Below are 18,861 nucleotides of genomic sequence, written 5' to 3' on the forward strand. Positions count from 1 at the left end.
CCCAACGAGCCTTCCAAGGGCCGGAGCCTCATGCCGAAACGCACCGACATCTCCTCCATCCTGATTATCGGCGCCGGCCCGATCGTCATCGGCCAGGCCTGCGAGTTCGATTATTCGGGCACCCAGGCCGTGAAGGCGCTGAAGGAGGAGGGGTACCGCATCGTCCTGGTCAATTCGAACCCGGCGACGATCATGACCGACCCCAACATGGCGGATGCGACCTATATCGAGCCGATCACGCCGGAAATCGTCGCCAAGATCATCGAGAAGGAGCGCCACGCCATTCCCGGCGGCTTCGCGCTGCTGCCGACCATGGGCGGCCAGACCGCGCTTAACACGGCGCTGAAGCTCGAGGAGATGGGCGTCCTCGAGAAGTTCGACGTCGAGATGATCGGCGCCCGCGCCGACGCCATCGACAAGGCGGAGAACCGCGAGCGCTTCCGCCAGGCCATGGCCAAGATCGGCCTGCAGACGCCGAAGAGCCATGTCGTCCAGTCGCTGGGCGCCGCCCTCGACGTGCTCGACGACATCGGCTTGCCCGCCATCATCCGTCCGTCCTTCACCATGGGCGGCACCGGCGGCGGCATCGCCTACAACAAGGCCGAGTTCATCGAGATCGTCGAGCGCGGCCTCGACGCCTCGCCGACCACCGAGGTGCTGGTCGAGGAGAGCGTGCTCGGCTGGAAGGAGTTCGAGATGGAGGTGGTCCGCGACCGCGCGGATAACGCCATCATCGTCTGCTCCATCGAGAATCTCGACCCGATGGGCGTCCATACCGGCGATTCCATCACCATCGCGCCGGCGCTGACGCTGACCGACAAGGAATACCAGATCATGCGCGACGCCTCGATCCGCGTCCTGCGCGAGATCGGCGTCGAGACCGGCGGCTCCAACGTCCAGTTCGCGGTGAACCCGGCCGACGGCCGCCTCGTCGTCATCGAGATGAACCCGCGCGTGTCGCGTTCCTCGGCGCTCGCCTCCAAGGCGACCGGCTTCCCCATCGCCAAGGTCGCGGCAAAGCTCGCCGTCGGCTACACGCTGGACGAGGTGCGCAACGACATCACGGGCGGCGCGACGCCGGCCTCCTTCGAGCCGACCATCGACTATGTCGTCACCAAGGTGCCGCGCTTCGCCTTCGAGAAGTTCCCCGGCGCCGACCCGGTCCTCACCACCTCCATGAAGTCGGTGGGCGAGGTCATGGCCATCGGCCGCACCTTCCAGGAGTCGCTGCAGAAGTCGATGCGCGGCCTGGAGACGGGCCTGACCGGCCTCGACGAGATCGAGATCGAGGGCCTCGGCAAGGGCGACGACAAGAACGCCATCCGCGCCGCCCTCGGCACGCCGACCCCCGACCGCCTGCTCAAGGTCGTCCAGGCCATGCGCCTCGGCATCTCCAACCAGGAGATCCACGCCTATTGCCGCATCGACCCATGGTTCCTCGAGCAGATCCGCGGCATCGTCGATGTCGAGGCCGAGGTCCGCGCCAAGGGCCTGCCGACCACCGCCGGCGCCTTCCGCCGCCTGAAGTCCATGGGCTTCTCGGATGCGCGCCTTGCCGTGCTGACGGGCAAGACCGAGGCGGAGGTGGCGAAAGCCCGCCGCGCCCTCGACGTGCGCCCGGCCTACAAGCGCATCGACACCTGCGCCGCCGAGTTCGCCTCGCCCACCGCCTATATGTACTCGACCTACGAGGCCCCGTTTGCGGGTCAACTCGCCGATGAGGCCGCGCCCTCCGACCGGCAGAAGGTCGTCATCCTCGGCGGCGGCCCGAACCGCATCGGCCAGGGCATCGAGTTCGACTATTGCTGCTGCCACGCCTGCTTCGCCCTGTCGGATGCGGGCTACGAGACCATCATGGTCAACTGCAATCCCGAGACGGTGTCGACCGACTACGACACCTCCGACCGGCTCTATTTCGAGAGCCTGACCGCCGAGGACGTCATCGAGATCCTTGAGCGCGAGAAAACCCGCGGCACGCTGAAGGGCGTCATCGTCCAGTTCGGTGGCCAGACCCCGCTGAAGCTCGCCCGGGCGCTGGAAGAGGCGGATATCCCGATCCTCGGCACCTCGCCGGACGCCATCGACCTCGCCGAGGACCGCGACCGCTTCAAGCGCCTCCTCGACAAGCTCGGCCTCAAGCAGCCGAAGAACGGCATCGCCTATTCGGTCGAGCAGGCCCGCCTGATCGCCGGCGAACTCGGCTATCCGCTGGTCGTGCGCCCGTCCTACGTGCTGGGCGGTCGCGCCATGCAGATCATCCGCGAGGAGAGCCAGCTCGGCGACTACCTGCTGGGCACGCTGCCCGAGCTGGTGCCCGCCGACGTCAAGGCGCGCTATCCCAACGACAAGACCGGCCAGATCAACACCGTTCTCGGCAAGAACCCGCTGCTCTTCGACCGCTACCTGTCGGACGCGATCGAGGTCGACGTCGACTGCCTCGCCGATGGCAAGACCAGCTATGTCGCCGGCATCATGGAGCATATCGAGGAGGCCGGCATCCATTCGGGCGACTCGGCCTGCTCGCTGCCGCCCTATTCGCTGCAGCCGGAGATGCTGGCCGAGCTCGAGCGCCAGACCAAGGCGCTGGCGCTCGCCCTCGACGTCGGCGGCCTGATGAACGTCCAGTACGCGCTGAAGGACGGCGAGGTCTATGTGCTCGAGGTCAATCCGCGCGCCTCGCGCACCGTGCCCTTCGTCGCGAAGGTGATCGGCGAGCCGATCGCCAAGATCGCGGCCCGCGTCATGGCCGGCGAGAGCCTCGACTCCTTCGGCCTGAAGCCCAAGCAGCTCGGCCATATGGGCGTGAAGGAAGCCGTCTTCCCCTTCGCCCGCTTCCCCGGCGTCGACGTCCTGCTCGGACCGGAGATGCGCTCCACCGGCGAGGTCATGGGCCTCGACCGCTCCTTCGCCACCGCCTTCGCCAAGAGCCAGCTCGGCGCCGGCACGATCGTGCCGACGCAGGGCACCGTCTTCGTCTCGGTGCGCGACAACGACAAGCCGCGCATCCTCGACTCGATCCGCCTGCTGCACGAGCTCGGCTTCAAGATCATCGCGACCTCGGGCAACCAGCGCTATCTCGTCGAGCAGGGCATCCCCTGCGGCAAGATCAACAAGGTGCTGGAAGGCCGCCCGCACATCGTCGACGCCCTCAAGAACGGCGAGGTGCAGCTGGTCTTCAACACAACCGAGGGGGCCCAGGCTCTGGCCGACAGCCGCTCGCTGCGGCGCGCAGCCCTCTTGCAGAAGGTCCCCTATTACACCACTCTGGCGGGAGCTGTTGCCGCGGCGCAGGGCATCAAGGCCTATCTCGAGGGCGACCTCGAGGTCCGTTCGCTGCAGAGCTATTTCGGCCAATCCTGATCCCGGCATGGCTCCGGGTTCCGGGGCCGCCGGAAGGCGTTTCGCATCACAGGTGAAGGTTCGCGGGGCCGGCGTCCTCGGCCCGCGGACCTTTATTCGTCATTGAAAGGCAAGGGCGAGCATCATGGAAAAGGTCCCGATGACCGTCGGCGGTTTCGCCAAGCTCGAAGCCGAGCTGAAGGAGCGCCAGCAGATCGAGCGCCCGCGCATCATCGCGGCGATCGCCGAGGCCCGCGCTCACGGCGACCTGTCGGAGAACGCTGAATATCACTCCGCCAAGGAGCAGCAGTCTCTGAACGAGGGGCGCATCCACGAGCTGGAAAGCCTCATCGCCCGCGCTGAGGTGATCGACGTCACCAAGCTGTCCGGCGAGACGGTGAAGTTCGGCGCCACGGTGAAACTCGTCAACGAGGACACCGAGGAAGAGCGCGTCTGGCAGATCGTCGGCGACAGCGAGGCCGACGCCAAGGCCGGCCGCATCTCCATTTCCTCGCCGCTCGCCCGCGCCCTCATCGGCAAGAAGGTGGGCGCCACGGTCGAGGTGAACACGCCCAAGGGCCCGCAGAGCTATGAGGTCCTGGAGGTCCGCTGGGGCTGAGCCCCTGGGCTACACCGCCCTGCACGGCATCGACGGCGCCCCCTCGCGGGCGCCGTTTCCTTTTCCAGGTCTGAAACATCGCCGCGTCCTCCCGCTTCAGGGTTGAAACGGCCGGCATCCATCATCGGCACAGAACGATGGAGTGCCCGATGACCTTCGCCCCGTCCCGCCGCGCCGCCCTGACGCTCGCCAGCGCCGGCTTCTTCATCCCCGTCACGGCCTTTGCCCAGGGCGCGGGGACCCGCTCCGCGGCCGCGCCCGATGCCGAGCTCCAGGCCGCCATTGCCAAGTCCAACGCCTATACGGCGCTGATGAACCGGACGCTGCGCGCCATCGAATCCTGGCAGCGCTACCGCAGCTGGGTGAACATCCAGCAGGGGCCGACGGGGCGCGAGCGCTACATCAGCTACGGCCTCTACAGCCTCTATGACGTCCGCAGCGAGCTGGAGAAGGCCGAGGCGGCCACGGCCCAGGAGCCGGCCATCCCCGATCTCGACGACGCCATGCGCCGCTACATCCAGTCCTATCGCGAACTCGCCCCGCTCATCGCCCGCGCCAATGGCTATTACGAGCGCAAGGACTACGAGGACGACCGCATGGCGCTCGGCCGCGAACTGCACCGACAGATGGTGCCGGCGGCGGAGGCCTTCCTGAAGGATCGCACCGATGTCGAGGCGGCGATGAAGGTCTTCCGGACCGACCTCAATCGCCGCGAGCTGGCCGGTATCGAGCGGCGCGAGGGGCGCTCCTCCCGCTGGCATGTGCGCAATGTCCTCATCGCCGCCCGCGGCGTCATGGATCTGATGCCGAGCAACGAGTCCCCGCGCGTCGACTTGGCCGCCTTCGACGGGGCCATTGCGGCCTATGCCGCGGCCCTGCGCGAGATGGACAAGCTGAAGGAAACCGACCCGGACGGCGCCTCCATCCTCGACAGCCAGGCCAGCTCGTGGCTGGGGAGCCTGCGTGAATATCGCCAGAAGCTCGCCCGCGCCAATGGCGACGGCCGCCGCGCCGCGGGCCATGAATCCATGTGGATCGTCAACAACTACAACATGATGGTGTCGATGTCGGAGAGCCGCCTGCGCATGCGCCGCTGAGGCGACCTGCCGCGGCCGGGAGGCGATCACGCGGGGTTGAGCGGGCCGTTCCGGTCTGATGGACTGGCACCAGCGTTTGACGTGAAGCTGCCACACCCCGGAGCACCGCCATGCCCTCCCGTCGCCATCTCGTCGCCGTCGCCGCCCTTGTCGCCATGCCCGCCGTGGCCCTGGCCCACCATGGCTGGGGTGGCTTCGACACCTCCAAGGTGCTGGACCATACCGGTCCCGTCGCGCGCTCCACCTATGCCAACCCGCACGGCACGCTGTTCATGGTGAAGGACGGCAAGGAGCTGACCATCGAGCTGGCGCCGACCTCCCGCATGCAGGCGCGCGGCCTCGCCGAGGACGATGTCGCGGCGGGTAAGACCCTGCGCGTCTATGCCTATCAGAACCGCGGCAATCCCAAGGTCTACCGGGCCGAGTGGGTGGAGGTCGCAGGCCGCCGCGTCGAGCTCAGGTAAAGGCGATCCAGCGGCCGAGCCCGAGCGCCGCGAGCCATCCGGCGAGTGACACGCCGCCGGCGAGCCGGGCATAGGCGCCGGGCTTCTCGCCATCGGCGGGCAGGCGGCCGATGAGGCTGAAGGCCGCGGCGTTCAGGCTGGCGGCGGCGACGATCAGGAGCTTCGCCCAGACCACGGGATTGGCAAGATATTCGCCCGGCCTTGCGGAGAGCAGCAGCAGGCCGGTCGCCAGCGACAGGGCGAGGCCGGTGGCGGCCACCCGTCGCAGCTGGCCCGCTGCGAGCCGGGGCAGGGCAGCGAGGCCCATCAGCCGCAGATCGACAAGCAGGATGCCGCCGATCAGCAGAGCGAGCCCCAGCACATGCAGGCCGGAGACGACGGCATAGAGCGGCGACGACAGCGCGACGCCGCTGGCGCGGCCGAGAATGGCGAGGAGGCCGATCAGCGCCTCCACAGGATCAGCCGAGGAGCTGCTTCACCAGCGGGCTCGCCTTGCCGAAGTCCATCTGGCCGGCATAGCGGCCTTTTAGCTCGCCCATGACCTTGCCCATGTCCTTGACGCCCGCGGCGCCGATCTCGGCGATCACCGCGGCGATGGCGGCCTTGGCCTCGGCCTCGTCCATCTGCTTCGGCAGGTAGGCGCTGATCGTGGCGATCTCGGCATTTTCCTGGGCGGCGAGCTCGGGACGGTTGCCCTCGGTGTACAGGCGGGCGCTTTCCTGGCGCTGCTTCACCATCTTCTGCAGAAGCTGGAGGATCTCCTCGTCGCCCAGCGGCTCCTTGCCGTTGCCGCGGGCCTCGATGTCCTTGTCCTTCAGCGCCGACTGGATGAGACGGATCGTGCCGAGGCGGCCCTTGTCACCAGCCTTCATGGCCTCCTTGAGGTCGCTCATGAAACGGTCGCGCAGCATGGGAATGTCTCCTCGGGGTCAGGCCCGGCGCCGCAGCGGAGGGGGGCAGGGGCCTTCGGGAATGGAACCGGCAGGTCGCAGGGGATTTTCACCGGGGCGGCGCCCCATTCCTTTTGACCGATGCCGAAGTCGCCGCTATGTAGGCGCCTCATGACACACAGACAAGACGAATCCGGCTGGAGCGATCCCAAGCCGACCGCTTTGCTCGTCCTCGCGGACGGCACCGTGATCGAAGGCCAGGGCCTCGGCGCCGAAGGCATCGCCGATGGCGAGGTCTGCTTCAACACCGCCATGACCGGCTACCAGGAGATCCTCACCGATCCCTCCTATGCCGGCCAGATCATCACCTTCACCTTCCCGCATATCGGCAATGTCGGTGCGAATGACGAGGATATCGAGACGGTCAACATGGCCGCCGCCTCGGGCGTGCGCGGCGTCGTGCTGAAGGCCGCGATCACCGATCCCTCCAACTACCGCTCCGCCGGCCATTTCGACGGCTGGCTGAAGCGCCGCGGCATTGTCGGCCTCTCCGGCATCGACACCCGCGCTCTGACCGCGCTCATCCGCGAGAAGGGCATGCCCAATGCGGTCATCGCCCATTCGCCGACCGGCACCTTTGACATCGAGGCGCTGAAGCGTCGCGCCGCGGGCCTGCCCGCCATGGACGGGCTGGACCTCGTGCCGGGCGTCACCTCCTCGCAGCGCTATCCCTGGTCGGAGACGATCTGGGAGTGGAACGAGGGCTACGGCAAGGCCGGCGAGGGCCGCTTCCACGTGGTCGCGCTCGACTATGGCGTGAAGCGCAACATCCTGCGCCTCCTCGCCAATGCCGGCTGCCGCGTCACCGTCGTGCCGGCCAATGCCAGCGTCGAGGACGTGATGGCGCTGAAGCCGGATGGCGTCTTCCTGTCCAACGGCCCGGGCGACCCGGCCGCGACGGGCCAGTATGCCGTGCCTGTCATCCGCGCGGTGCTCGAGAAGAAGATCCCGACCTTCGGCATCTGCCTCGGGCACCAGATGCTCGGCCTCGCCGTCGGCGCCAAGACTTTGAAGATGCACCAGGGCCATCACGGGGCGAACCACCCGGTGAAGGACATGGACACCGGCAAGGTCGAGATCACCTCGATGAACCACGGTTTCGCCGTGGACGAGGCGACGCTGCCCGCCAATGCCCGGCCGACCCATATCAGCCTGTTCGACGGGTCCAATGCCGGCATTGCCCTGACCGATCGCCCGGCCTTCTCGGTCCAGTACCATCCCGAGGCGAGCCCCGGACCGATGGACAGCCATTATCTCTTCGATCGCTTCGTCGCGATGATGGAGAAGGCCAAGGCCGCGGCTTGACCGGGCGCAAGGACAGGAGGCGTTCCGCCACTTGTCCACATTATCCACAGGCCAAAGAGGTCGCAGCGGCACCAAGCCGCCGTTTCGAACAGAAAATAAAAACGCCGCCCAGCCAGACGGTTGGGCGGCGTTTTTGATGTAAATTCTTCGAAATGCGGCGTTATGTCAGTGCCGCGCGATGCGTACCCGCCCCACGCCCCGGTTGATGAGCCCGATCTGCCGCGCCGCGCCGCGCGAGACATCGACGATTCGGCCGCGGACGAAGGGGCCGCGGTCGACGACCGTCAGGACCGCCGAGCGGCCGTTGGCGAGATTGGTGACGGTGATCTTCGACCCGCAGGGATAGGAGCGGTGGGCCGCGGTCATCGCTTCCGGATTGTGCCGACCGCCACAGGCGGTGCGGCCGGGAAGCTGGTACCAGGAGGCCAGGCCGACGCCGTCGGCCCTGGCGGTCGTGATGCCAGGGGCGACGGGAGAAACGGCAAAAAGCGCCGTGCACAGCGCCGCGAGGCGCGTTCGGTTGGACATTGTGATCGCTTTTTTGCTTTCGCGCGGCGCAGCCAGCGCGGGTGGGTTCCAGCGGCGCGGGCGTCGTCGCTCACGGGCCGCCATGCGGAGGCCGCGTCGCTAAAGCCGAAATGAGACCACAATGGGGCTCCGCCGCCCTTCCATGCGTCGAAGGGCCTCGACAGGGCGGGGCGCCTGCGCATCATCGCCGCATGGACCGCGCGCACGGTCCCTCACATGAAGGATTTCAGGACCATGGGCGGAACCTGGCGGGTCGGCGATCTCACCATTCACCGGATCGTCGAGCAGGAGGGCGGGTTCCTCGACCCGCAGGACATGCTGCCGGGCCTGACGCCGGACCTGCTGGCGCGCGAGCGCGGCTGGCTGGCCGCCGCCGGCGGCATCGCGGCGGACGGCCGCCTCAGCCTCGCCTTCCAGTCCTACGTGGTGCAGACGCCGCATCACACCGTGCTGGTCGACAGCTGCATCGGCAACGGCAAGCACCGCCCGACGCGGCCCGACTGGCACGAGAAGGCCGATACGCGGTTCATGGACGGGCTGGCTTCGGTCGGCCTGTCGGTCAACGACATCGACTATGTTGTCTGCACCCATCTCCACGCCGACCATGTCGGTTGGAACACGCGGCTGGACAATGGCCGCTGGGTGCCGACCTTCCCCAAGGCCCGCTACGTCTTCGGTCGGCAGGAGTTCGACCACTGGCAGGCGGCGGACGCCAAGGCGCCGGTCTTTCCCTTCCAGGACAGCGTCCTGCCGGTGGTGGAGGCGGGCCGGGCCGAGCTCGTCGCCAGCGACCATGCGATCGGCGACCATATTCGCCTCATGGCGACGCCCGGCCATACGCCCGGACATGTCTCGATCGCCTTTGGTAAGGGGCGGGACGAGGCGGTCGCCTCCGGCGACCTCATCCATTCGCCGCTCCAGGCGCGCTATCCCGAGCTCTCGACCAAGTTCGACGTCGATCAGGCGCTCGCGGCGGTGACCCGCCGCGGCTTCCTCGAGCGCTATTGCGATACCGGCACGCTCTGCTGCATGGCGCATTTTCCCTCGCCCTCGGTGGGGCGCATCACCCGCTGGGGCGAGGGCTTCGCCTGCAGTCCCGTGGATCTGTGAGGGGCGCCGGGCCTCAGGCCCAGAGCCGCTCGCGCTCGCGGCCGCGATAGAGCGGCGCGACATATTCGCCATAGCCGTTGAAGAGCTGGGTCGGCACGCGCCCGCCGCCGCCGATCAGCTCCTCGGTCGCCTGGCTCCAGCGCGGATGGGCCACGGCCGGGTTCACATTGGCCCAGAAGCCGTATTCGCCGCCCTGCAGCCGCTCCCAGAAGCTCTGCGGCCGCTCCTCGGTGAAGGAGATGCGGACGATCGACTTGACCGACTTGAACCCGTACTTCCACGGCACGATGAGGCGCAGCGGCGCGCCGTGCTGCGGCGGGACCGGCTTGCCGTAGATGCCGGTGACGAGGATGGCGAGGTCGTGCGCCGCCTCGTCGATCGTCAGGCCCTCGACATAGGGCCAGGAATACCACGGTGACCGCATGCCCGGCGCCCAGCTCTGGGTGTCGAAGGTCTCCATGCGGACGAATTTGGCCGAGCCGAGCGGCTGGACCATGTCCATGAGCGCCTTGATGGGGAAGCCGGTCCAAGGCACCGTCATGCCCCAGGCCTCGACGCAGCGGAAGCGATAGACGCGCTCCTCGAGCGGCATGGCGCGGATCAGCTTGTCGATGTCGATCGTCTGCGGCTTCTCGACCAGGCCGTCGATCTTCACCGTCCAGGGACGGATCGGCAGGGCCTGCGCGGCCCGCGCGATCTGCTTCGACGTGCCGAACTCGTAGAAATTGTTGTAGTTCGCCGCCACCTGCTCGGCGGTGAGCGGGCGTTCCACCGTGTAGGTGCCATTGCGGCGGGCCGGATAAAGGTCGGCGGTCGGGTCGGTCGCGGCTTCGGCGGGCGAGCCGCCGCCCAGCGTCGCAGCGGCGGCAAGGCCGGCGCTGGCCGCCATGACGCTGCGTCGCGACAGGAACGCCGCCTCGGGCGTCACCGCGCTTTCCGGCAATTCCCAGCCACGTCGTGACTTGATCAGCATCGGGGGGCTCCCTTCGTCATGGGTTCAGGCTATAGCCGCGCGCGTTCGCGACCAAATCACACCGTGGCGAGTCGCCGATTCCGGAGAACCTCGTGCTGCCGCAGTCTCTCGTTCCCTATATCGGTCTCGCCGCGGCTTTCGTTACGACCTTCTGCTGGCTGCCGCAGGCGATCCGCATCATCCGCACCCGCGACACCAAGGCGATCTCGCTTCCCGCCTACGGCGCCTTCGCCTTCGGCATCGCCCTGTGGCTGGTCTACGGCCTGTCGCTGGGCGACCTGCCGCTCATCCTGTCCAACACGGTGACGCTGGCCCTCCAGCTCACCATCGTCGGTCTCAAGCTGAAATACGGTTGAGACGACCCATCGGTTCCGCGCAGCCGCCCGTTGTCGTGGCGGCTGCTGCGCCGGGCGCCTCCGTGCTACCGAGGCACAGGCCTTTCCGGAGAACGACCCGATGCCCTGGCTGACGTCCCCCGCCGTCTCGCCCATCCTGCTGCTGCTCGCCTCGAACGTCTTCATGACATTCGCCTGGTATGGGCACCTGAAGTACAAGTCCGCCCCGCTCCTGGCGGTCATCCTCGTCAGCTGGGGCATCGCCTTCTTCGAATATTGCCTCGCCGTGCCGGCGAACCGCATCGGCCACGAGGTCTACAGCGCCGCACAGCTCAAGACGATCCAGGAGGTCATCACCCTCGTCGTCTTCGCCGTCTTCTCGGTGGTGGTTCTCAAGGAACAGCTGTCGTGGAACCATGCGATCGGCTTCGCGCTGATCGCCGCCGGGGCATTCTTCATCTTCCAGGGGAGGGGTGGATGAGCGACTTTTCAAGCGGCATTGCCGCGCTCGACGCCTATCTCGACCAGGGCTACGAGAGTGTCACGGGCATGTCGTCGCGCTTTGCCGCGACCATCTGCGGCCATCTGCTGCGCCGGCAGACCGAAATGGGCATCCGCGGGTCTGTCGCGGAGATCGGCGCCTTCGAGGGTCGCTTCCTCATCGCCATGGGGCTGGCCCTGGCGCCCGGCGAGCACGCCTACGGCTTCGACCTCTTCACCTGGCCGGACGACGGCGTGCTCGACCGTTTCCTCGCCAATGCCGCGCGCTGGGGCCTGACCGCGGACCGTGTCACCGCGCGCCCCTTCGACACCGGCACCCTGTCGCCGGACGAATTTGCCGGCCTTACCGGCCGCCAGCCGCTACGCTTCGTCCATGTCGACGGGGACCATTCGCTGGAGGCGCTCTCCCACGACCTCACCCTTGCCGCCGCCTGCCTGCATCCGCAGGGGCTCATCTGCCTCGACGACATGCTGCACCCCGGCTACCCGTTCCTCGTCGTAGCCGTGCACGCCTTCCTCACCGCCAATCCGCAGCTCTGCCTGATGTGCGTGATCGACCGCGAGGACATCGTCGCCGCGCCGAAATTCCTGATCTGCCGGCGTGATGCGGTCAGCCTCTACGAGACCGACCTGATGAGCCGCTTCGCGCCCCAGCACTTCATCCTGGGTGGTGACGCCATGGGGCATCATTGCGTCGTGCTGACGCCTCACCCGCGCATCGCCGACGTCTGAGATGTCAGGCGCCGCGGGGGGCGAGGCGCAGGACCGCGCCGTCCGCCGAGTCGGTGAGGAGATAGAGCGCCCCGTCGGGGCCCTGCTGCACGTCGCGGAAGCGCTGGCCGACATCGCCGAGCAGGCGCTCCTGCCGCACCACGGTCTCGCCATCGAGCACCACCCGCACCAGCGTCTGCGCCGCCAGAGCCGTGACGAAGAGATTGCCGCGGAAGGCCGGCATGAGATCGCCGGTGTAGAAGGCGATGCCCGCCGGCGCGATGGACGGGGTCCAGTGGACCAGCGGCTGGACGAGGTCAGCCCGCTCGCGCAGCCCGCCATTCACTGGCCGGCCGTCATAGTGCGTGCCCCAGGAGATCAGCGGCCAGCCGTAATTGGCCCCCGCCCGCACCACATAGAGCCCGTCGCCGCCACGCGGCCCGTGATTGCTGATCCAGAGGCGCCCGGTCTCGGGATGCAGCGCCGCCCCCTGGACGTTGCGCAGCCCGATCGCGTGGATCGCCGGGTTCCAGCCCCGCGACGCGCCGGCATCACCGGCGGGTGCGCCCTCGGCGGTGATCCTGACGAGCTTGCCGAGCGTGTTCGTGCCGTTCTGGCTCTGGTCCATCTGGCTGAACCGCTCGCCCGTGGTGACGAAGAGATGGCCGGTACGGTCGAAGACCAGGCGCGAGCCGAAATGCAGGCGGCTGCTGATAGGCGGGTCCTGCCGCCAGATCGTGCGCCCGTCTTCCAACGCCGTGCCGGACGCCGAGAGCCGGCCGCGGAACACCGCCGTCCCGTTGGTGCTGCCGCCACGCGGTTCGGCAAAGCTCAGAAAGACGAGGCGATCGCGCGCGAAGGACGGGCTGAGGGCGATGCCGAGGAGGCCGCCCTGACCGGTCGCGTCGACCGCGGGCGTCCCGGAGAGAGGCGGCCCGACCACGCCGTCGCGGCTGATGAGCCGCAGCCGTCCCGGCCTCTCGGTCACGAGGAAACGGCCATCGGGAAGGAAGGCGAGGCCCCACGGATGCTGGAGGCCGCGGGCGAAAGTGCTGGTCGCGAGGTCGATGGTCTGGGCGAGGCTGGTCTGTGAGACCAGGGGCGCTGCGCCAAGAGCCAGCGCACCGGTGATCACGCCACGCCGATGCAACTGGTACCCGCCCATCTTGGCTCCGTCAGGCGGCGAGCGGCGGATCCTTCCGCCGGTCGAGGCCTGCATAACGGCGTAGCGCTGCGCCGAAGAGCAAGGCAAGGCCGATCGTCAGCGCCACGACGGTGACCGACAGGACCAGGGTCTCCTGATCGACACCGTCTTCGAAGGTCGCCGGATCGAACAGTTCGGTGGTGATCGAGAAGCCGGCCACCACCAGCGCGATGAACAGGGCCGCGATCACGCCGACGGAGACGAGCATGGGGACGCGCGGCCGGCCGCGGGTGAAGCCGGGGCGGGGGCCGCCGATCCGAAACGACTGGGGCGAATGCAGCATGTCTGACCTCGTCCGAACCCATCGCCGCCGCGGGGATACGATCGGGAATCGATCCCCACCGCGGCAGTGTCATCCTCGCGAGAACAATGGTGGCAACACGGCGGTTCCCGGCGAAATTGCGGCGCCGTCTCACGGCTGCGTGAGAAACGTCGTGTTTTGCCTGCAATTGCCAACCGGACCTTAACCATGTGCAGGCATGATGACACCGTCGTTGCTGCGCGTGGAGTTGAAGATGTCGCGTTGGGTTCTGTTCGCGGTTGCCGCAGCTTCCGTCCTCCTCGCCCAGTTCGTCGATCGCGGATCCAAGGATCTCGCCCAGGAACTCCATGCGGCGCGGCCGCCCATCGTCGCCGACGACGCCATCATGACCGGCTCGGTGCGCCGTCAGCCGCAGCGCTGACGCTCTTCTCAGACCCCTCGTTTCCTGACGCTGCAGCGCGAGACGCCGCCCTTGCGCACGCGCGCTTGCGGCGCGACCATGGTGTCACGCGAGGTCCCGCAACAAGACCCTCCGTTTGGCCTGTCACTTCCGGGTCGACCTTCTCGCCCGGACCCCGACACGAGGGGATGAGACATGGGCGACGACACGACCGGCGTCACGCCGTCGGGCAGAAGAGCATCGGGTCCACGGTGCATTGCGCTGGTGGGCCCGTTCCAGAGTGGCAAGACGACCCTGCTGGAGGCGATCCTCGAGCGCACCGGGGCGATCCCCCGCATGGGGTCGGTCGATGCCGGCACCACGGTGTCCGACGCCTCGGCGGAGGCGCGCCAGCTGCGCATGAGCGTCGAGGCGGGTTTCGCCACCACGCGCTTCATGGGGGACGACTACACCTTCGTTGATTGTCCCGGTTCGATCGATGCCCTACAGGACATGCGCGGCGTATTGCCGGCCGTGGATGCGGCGGTCGTCGTCTGCGAGGCCGACGAGCGCAAGGTGCCGGCCCTTGGCGTCATCCTGCGGGAGCTCGAGGAGCGCGGCATTCCCCGCATCCTCTTCATCAACAAGATCGACAAGGCCTCGCGCCGGCTGCGCGAGACGCTGCAGGTCCTCAGGCCCGCCTCCCGCGTGCCGCTGCTGCTTCGCCAGATCCCGATCTGGTCCAACGGCATCGTCAGCGGCTTCGTCGACCTCGCCCTGGAGCGGGCCTTCGTCTATCGCGAGCACGCGGCCTCGCAGGTGATCCCGCTCGATGGCGAGGACCTCGCCCGGGAGAAGGAGGCGCGCTTCTCCATGCTGGAGACGCTCGCCGACCACGACGATGAACTCATGGAGAGCCTGCTCTCCGACATGGAGCCGCCGCGCGACCGCGTCTTCGACGATCTCGGCCGCGACCTCGCCGCCGGCCATGTGGTCCCCGTGCTCTTCGGCTCGGCTCTCCACACCAATGGCGTCCTGCGCCTGCTCAAGGCCCTGCGCCATGACGCTCCCGGCGTCGAGGCGACCGCCCGGCGCCTTGGCGTCGGCGGGGAGGGGGCCAACGCCCTGGTGATGAAGACCTTCCACACCCCCCATGGCGGCAAGCTGTCGGTGGCGCGGGTCCTCTCGGGCCGCCTCGCCGAAGGGGCCGTTCTCACCGGTGCTGCCGGCCAGGCCGAGCGCACCTCGGGCCTGTTCCGCCTCTTCGGGCCGGGCACCGAGAAGCTCTCGGAAGCGCGGGCGGGCGATACGGTGGGCCTTGGCAAGCTCGACCATGTCGCGACCGGCGAGATCCTCTCGACGGGGCGGACGGCACCCGCCGCACCGGGCGTCGCGTCGCCGCAACCGGTCATCGCGGTGGCCGTCGCGCCGCGCGACCGCAAGGACGACGTGAAGCTCGGCCTTGCGCTGGCCAAGCTCCGCGACGAGGACCCCTCGCTCGTCGTCACCCATGGCGGCGACGGCGGCGAGATGGTGCTGGCGGGGCAGGGCGAGATGCAACTGCGCGCCGCCATGGCCCGGCTCGCCGGCCGCTATGGCATCCAGGTCACGCAGGCGCGCCCGGCCATCGGCTATCGCGAGACCATCCGGCGGAGCGCGACGGCAGTGCGTGGCCGCCACCGCAAGCAGTCCGGCGGCCATGGCCAGTTCGGCGATGTGGTGATCGATGTCGCGCCGGGAGCACGCGGCACGGGCTTTGTCTTCACCGACCGCATCGTCGGCGGCGTCATCCCGCGCCAGTACATTCCGGCGGTGCGCGACGGCATCGCCGAAGCGCTGCGCAAGGGGCCTCTCGGCTTCCCCGTGGTCGATGTGGCGGTGACGCTGACCGACGGCAGTTTCCACGCCGTCGACAGCTCCGACATGGCGTTCCAGCAGGCCGGCCGGATCGCCATCCAGGAGGCGCTGGCCGCCTGCCAGCCGGTGCTGCTCGAACCGGTCCACCGGGTCGAGATCGCCGTTCCCTCGGACGCGACCGCGCGCATCAACGCCATCGTCTCGGCGCGGCGCGGCCAGATCCTCGGCTTTGATGCGCGGGCGGGATGGCCGGGCTGGGATTGCGTGGCGGCGCTGCTGCCCGAGGCGGAGATTGGCGACCTCATCGTCGAGATCCGTTCGGCGACCGCCGGCGTCGGCAGCTATACCGCAATCTTCGACCATCTGGCCGAGCTGAACGGGCGCGAGGCCGACCGCATCGTCCAGGCCCGGGCCGCCTGACGGCACCGCATCGCAGCATGAAAAAAGGGCCGGGCTCCAGGAGCCCGGCCTTATGAGTTTCGGCTTCCGATGATGAACACCTGGAAGCCGCCTTCCAGAGGGGAACGCCGACAGCGACGCATGGGTCACAGGGAGGGCGTGACCCGGAAAAGAGCTATCGACCGCCCGAAGATGGCGTGTTCGTGTGCAGCGCACAACAGGAAGGGCTGCATGGCTGGCTCGCCCCTGCCGCACGTCTCGGCAGGATGCCCACAATCTGGGCACAATTGACAGTTGAGCAAATCGCGTCCCGAGCCGATCCGTGTGGATAAGGATGACGCTCCGATTGCGGCGCGATGACGAATCCAAGATCGATGGGCGCGTCAGTAGGCAGCGCCGTCGTCCTGCGTTAGGGTTTCTGACAAGGATCGATTCGAGCAATCGAATCAAAAGCTTGCGGTGCCCTGGTCGGGCGCCGGGCGGCCGGTCCCTTGTCAGGTTGCGTCCCGTCGCGTCTGTCCGACAACCGAGCGAACCGCACGGGGGCGGAATGTCCTTGATCGATATCGAAACGACCGACCGTCAGGTCAACCCCGTCGACCTCGTGGAGGATCTGGCGGCTGTCAACGAGTGGACCTTCGACAGGTCCGGCGATGACGAGATCACCCTGTCGGTGACCGGGCGCTGGGCCGACTACCACGCCTCCTTCACCTGGATGGACGACATCGAGTCGCTGCACCTGGCCTGCGCCTTCGACCTCAAGGTGCCGGAGCGCCGGCGCGCCGAGGTGAAGGACCTGATCCAGCTGATCAACGAGCAGCTCTGGCTCGGCCATTTCGACCTCTGGCCGCAGGAGGGTGTGGTGATGTTCCGCCATGCCCTGCTGCTGGCGGGCGGCGCGGAAGCCTCCGGCCGGCAGTGCGAGGCCCAGCTGGACGCGGCCATGGAAGCCTGCGACCGCTACTATCAGGCCTTCCAGTTCGTCGTCTGGGCCGGCAAGTCGGCCCGCGAGGCGATGGACTCGGCGCTGTTCGAGACCGCCGGCGAGGCGTGACAGGCGCGGAGCGCGCGGCTATCGGTGGGCGCCCAGTCCCCGAGGCCGCCACGTCCGAGGTCGTCATGTCCGCTGCACCCGCCACGCCGTCCACTGCCAACCTTGCCGATTTCACCGGCCACGTCGTCCTCGTCGGCGCTGGCCAGATGGGCGGCGCCCTGCTGCGCGGCTGGCTCTTCCATGGTCTGGCGCCCTCGCGCGTCACCATCATCGACCCGCGCCCGCCGGCCAACATCCAGGCGGTCATCGACGCCCACGGCATTGCCCTCGATCCCGTCTCGCCGGCCATCGCTGATGTGCTCATCGTCGCGGTGAAGCCGCAGATCGCCGACGAGGTCATGCCGCTGGTGCGCCATGTCGTCGGGCCGCAGACGGTCGTCGTCTCCGTCATGGCCGGCAAGACCATCGCCCGGCTGGAGCAGGTCTTCGGCGCGACCACCGCCGTCGTCCGCACCATCCCCAACACGCCGGCCGCCGTCGGCCGCGGCATCACCGGGGCTGCCGCCAACGCCCATGTGAACGCCGCGCAGCGCTCGGCCGTCGAGCGCCTGCTCGCCGCCGTCGGGCGCGTCGAGTGGCTGGCGCGCGAGGACTGGATCGACATCGTCACGGCGGTCTCCGGTTCCGGCCCCGCCTATGTCTTCTTCCTCGCCGAGACGCTCGCCCGCGCCGGCGCCGCGGCCGGCCTGCCGTCGGACCTTGCCGCGCGCCTTGCCCGCGCCACCGTCGAGGGTGCCGGAGAGCTGATGTATCGCTCGCCCGACATCGAGCCGGCCACCCTGCGCCAGAATGTCACCTCGCCGAACGGCACCACCCATGCCGCCCTCCAGGTGCTGATGGGCCAGCAGGGCATCGACGTGGCCTTCATGGAGGCCATCGCTGCTGCGGCGAAACGCTCGCGGGAACTGGCGGGCTGAGCGCGGCGTCCTATCTTCAGGGGCAGGACACCAGGAGACCGCCATGACCGACGTCAACCCGTCCGATGCCTCCGCCGCCACGCCGCGCGATGCCATCATCACCGCCTTCATGGACCTCGTCGGTGAACGCGGCTGGGATCAGGCCTCGCTGGCCGACATCGCCGAACGCTCCGGCCAGGGCCTCGGCACGATCCGCGCCCATTTCGGCTCGCGCATGGCGATCCTCGAGGCCTACGTCGCCGGCATCGACCGCGCCGTCCTCGACGGCATCGATGCCGACCTCGCCGACCAGGACACCAAGGAGCGGCTCTTCGACGTGCTGATGCGGCGGCTCGACCTGCTCAGCCCCCAGAAGGCCGCCATTCGCGCGCTCTCCAAGGCGGCGATGCGCGATCCGGGGCTGGCCCTCGCCCTGAACGGCCTTGCGGTGCAGTCGCAGCGCTGGATGCTCGCTGCCGCCGGCGTCGACGTGAACGGCGCGGGCGGCATGATCCGCGCGCAGGGCCTTGCCGTCGCCTTCGCCAAGGTGGTGCAGGCCTGGCTCGACGACGAGGATCCGGCGCTGGCCCGCACTATGCGGGTGCTCGACGAGCAGCTCGCCAAGGCGGGACGTGCGGCCCGCAAGCTCAAGTCGGTGGAGCAGCTGACGCGCCCGCTGAAGAGCCTGCTTTGCGCGCCGCTGTCCTTCGGGCGGCGTCGCCGCAAGGACGGATGGGACGACCCGCGCCGTCCGGGCGAGGACGGTCCGGGCTGGCGGGGCGACGATTTCCGCGATCCGCGCGTCACGCCGGTCTGAGGGCGGAGCCGCCTGGCGCGCGCCCGGCTTGACCGCAGCGCGCCCCGCGCCCTAGCCGTGG

20 protein-coding genes are annotated in these 18,861 nt (G+C 68.5%); 14 read left to right on the plus strand and 6 right to left on the minus strand.

The window, feature by feature from the left end:
- Positions 1–30: 30 nt before the first annotated feature.
- From carB to C8P69_RS03745, 4 genes are all read left to right on the plus strand, one after another.
- On the plus strand, positions 31–3,360 hold the full coding sequence (gene carB, locus C8P69_RS03730) for a carbamoyl-phosphate synthase large subunit (RefSeq protein ID WP_108174497.1): 3,330 nt from the start codon (positions 31–33) through the stop codon (positions 3,358–3,360).
- Positions 3,361–3,481: 121 nt separating this feature from the next.
- The gene (greA, locus tag C8P69_RS03735) at positions 3,482–3,958 is read left to right on the plus strand and encodes a transcription elongation factor GreA (RefSeq protein ID WP_211353801.1); all 477 of its coding nucleotides are present in this window, start codon (positions 3,482–3,484) and stop codon (positions 3,956–3,958) included.
- Positions 3,959–4,107: 149 nt separating this feature from the next.
- On the plus strand, positions 4,108–5,055 hold the full coding sequence (locus C8P69_RS03740; protein ID WP_108174499.1) for a YiiG family protein: 948 nt from the start codon (positions 4,108–4,110) through the stop codon (positions 5,053–5,055).
- A gap of 110 nt (positions 5,056–5,165) precedes the next feature.
- Entirely contained in the window at positions 5,166–5,519 is a 354-nt protein-coding gene (locus tag C8P69_RS03745) for a DUF6152 family protein (RefSeq protein ID WP_108174500.1), read from the plus strand.
- Here C8P69_RS03745 and C8P69_RS03750 read toward each other — a convergent pair.
- Both C8P69_RS03750 and C8P69_RS03755 read right to left on the minus strand, forming a co-directional pair.
- Complete coding sequence (locus C8P69_RS03750) at positions 5,512–5,973, minus strand: DUF2214 domain-containing protein (RefSeq protein WP_108174501.1); 462 nt, start codon at positions 5,971–5,973, stop codon at positions 5,512–5,514. The two genes, C8P69_RS03745 and C8P69_RS03750, sit on opposite strands and share 8 nt — an antisense overlap.
- Before the next feature lie 4 nt (positions 5,974–5,977).
- Positions 5,978–6,430 (minus strand): GatB/YqeY domain-containing protein, encoded by a 453-nt coding sequence (locus C8P69_RS03755; protein WP_108174502.1) that lies wholly within the window; start codon positions 6,428–6,430, stop codon positions 5,978–5,980.
- 150 nt (positions 6,431–6,580) lie between these two features.
- Between C8P69_RS03755 and carA the strand changes: the two genes are divergently transcribed.
- The gene (gene carA, locus C8P69_RS03760; protein ID WP_108174503.1) at positions 6,581–7,774 is read left to right on the plus strand and encodes a glutamine-hydrolyzing carbamoyl-phosphate synthase small subunit; all 1,194 of its coding nucleotides are present in this window, start codon (positions 6,581–6,583) and stop codon (positions 7,772–7,774) included.
- Positions 7,775–7,939: 165 nt separating this feature from the next.
- On the opposite strand, the gene C8P69_RS03765 is transcribed toward carA, so the two are convergent.
- Entirely contained in the window at positions 7,940–8,302 is a 363-nt protein-coding gene (locus C8P69_RS03765; protein WP_108174504.1) for a septal ring lytic transglycosylase RlpA family protein, read from the minus strand.
- A 234-nt stretch (positions 8,303–8,536) separates the two neighbouring features.
- Between C8P69_RS03765 and C8P69_RS03770 the strand changes: the two genes are divergently transcribed.
- Positions 8,537–9,412, plus strand: coding sequence for an MBL fold metallo-hydrolase (locus tag C8P69_RS03770; RefSeq protein ID WP_108174580.1), 876 nt, complete (start codon positions 8,537–8,539; stop codon positions 9,410–9,412).
- Positions 9,413–9,425: 13 nt separating this feature from the next.
- Here the strand turns inward: C8P69_RS03770 and msrP are convergent, their stop codons facing one another.
- Positions 9,426–10,385, minus strand: a complete 960-nt coding sequence (gene msrP, locus C8P69_RS03775) for a protein-methionine-sulfoxide reductase catalytic subunit MsrP (protein WP_108174505.1) — start codon at positions 10,383–10,385, stop codon at positions 9,426–9,428.
- Between the two features lie 92 nt (positions 10,386–10,477).
- On the opposite strand from msrP, the gene C8P69_RS03780 reads away from it, so the two are divergent.
- The 3 genes from C8P69_RS03780 to C8P69_RS03790 all read left to right on the plus strand — a co-directional run bounded on the left by C8P69_RS03780 (position 10,478) and on the right by C8P69_RS03790 (position 11,953).
- Complete coding sequence (locus C8P69_RS03780; RefSeq protein ID WP_108174506.1) at positions 10,478–10,741, plus strand: SemiSWEET family sugar transporter; 264 nt, start codon at positions 10,478–10,480, stop codon at positions 10,739–10,741.
- Between the two features lie 100 nt (positions 10,742–10,841).
- A complete protein-coding gene (locus C8P69_RS03785) occupies positions 10,842–11,201 on the plus strand; it encodes a DMT family protein (RefSeq protein ID WP_108174507.1) in 360 nt (119 codons plus the stop codon).
- Positions 11,198–11,953 carry a class I SAM-dependent methyltransferase gene (locus C8P69_RS03790; RefSeq protein WP_108174508.1) on the plus strand — a complete coding sequence of 252 codons (756 nt, stop codon included), beginning with the start codon at positions 11,198–11,200 and terminating at the stop codon, positions 11,951–11,953. Before C8P69_RS03785 ends, C8P69_RS03790 begins: the two co-directional genes overlap by 4 nt.
- Before the next feature lie 4 nt (positions 11,954–11,957).
- On the opposite strand, the gene C8P69_RS03795 is transcribed toward C8P69_RS03790, so the two are convergent.
- Positions 11,958–13,097, minus strand: a complete 1,140-nt coding sequence (locus tag C8P69_RS03795; protein ID WP_108174509.1) for a PQQ-dependent sugar dehydrogenase — start codon at positions 13,095–13,097, stop codon at positions 11,958–11,960.
- Positions 13,098–13,107: 10 nt separating this feature from the next.
- Positions 13,108–13,419 carry a hypothetical protein gene (locus C8P69_RS03800; protein WP_108174510.1) on the minus strand — a complete coding sequence of 104 codons (312 nt, stop codon included), beginning with the start codon at positions 13,417–13,419 and terminating at the stop codon, positions 13,108–13,110.
- A gap of 232 nt (positions 13,420–13,651) precedes the next feature.
- On the opposite strand from C8P69_RS03800, the gene C8P69_RS23745 reads away from it, so the two are divergent.
- The 5 genes from C8P69_RS23745 (at position 13,652) to C8P69_RS03825 (ending at position 18,800) form a co-directional block, all read left to right on the plus strand.
- Positions 13,652–13,819, plus strand: a complete 168-nt coding sequence (locus C8P69_RS23745; RefSeq protein WP_170118107.1) for a hypothetical protein — start codon at positions 13,652–13,654, stop codon at positions 13,817–13,819.
- A 174-nt stretch (positions 13,820–13,993) separates the two neighbouring features.
- The gene (locus tag C8P69_RS03810; RefSeq protein ID WP_108174512.1) at positions 13,994–16,054 is read left to right on the plus strand and encodes an elongation factor G; all 2,061 of its coding nucleotides are present in this window, start codon (positions 13,994–13,996) and stop codon (positions 16,052–16,054) included.
- A gap of 529 nt (positions 16,055–16,583) precedes the next feature.
- Complete coding sequence (locus C8P69_RS03815) at positions 16,584–17,087, plus strand: type III secretion system chaperone family protein (RefSeq protein WP_108174513.1); 504 nt, start codon at positions 16,584–16,586, stop codon at positions 17,085–17,087.
- 65 nt (positions 17,088–17,152) lie between these two features.
- Positions 17,153–18,004, plus strand: a complete 852-nt coding sequence (proC, locus tag C8P69_RS03820; RefSeq protein ID WP_108174514.1) for a pyrroline-5-carboxylate reductase — start codon at positions 17,153–17,155, stop codon at positions 18,002–18,004.
- A 43-nt stretch (positions 18,005–18,047) separates the two neighbouring features.
- The gene (locus tag C8P69_RS03825; RefSeq protein WP_108174515.1) at positions 18,048–18,800 is read left to right on the plus strand and encodes a TetR/AcrR family transcriptional regulator; all 753 of its coding nucleotides are present in this window, start codon (positions 18,048–18,050) and stop codon (positions 18,798–18,800) included.
- Positions 18,801–18,861: the final 61 nt, after the last annotated feature.

The organism is Phreatobacter oligotrophus, from assembly GCF_003046185.1.
Classification (GTDB): Bacteria; Pseudomonadota; Alphaproteobacteria; order Rhizobiales; family Phreatobacteraceae; genus Phreatobacter; species Phreatobacter oligotrophus.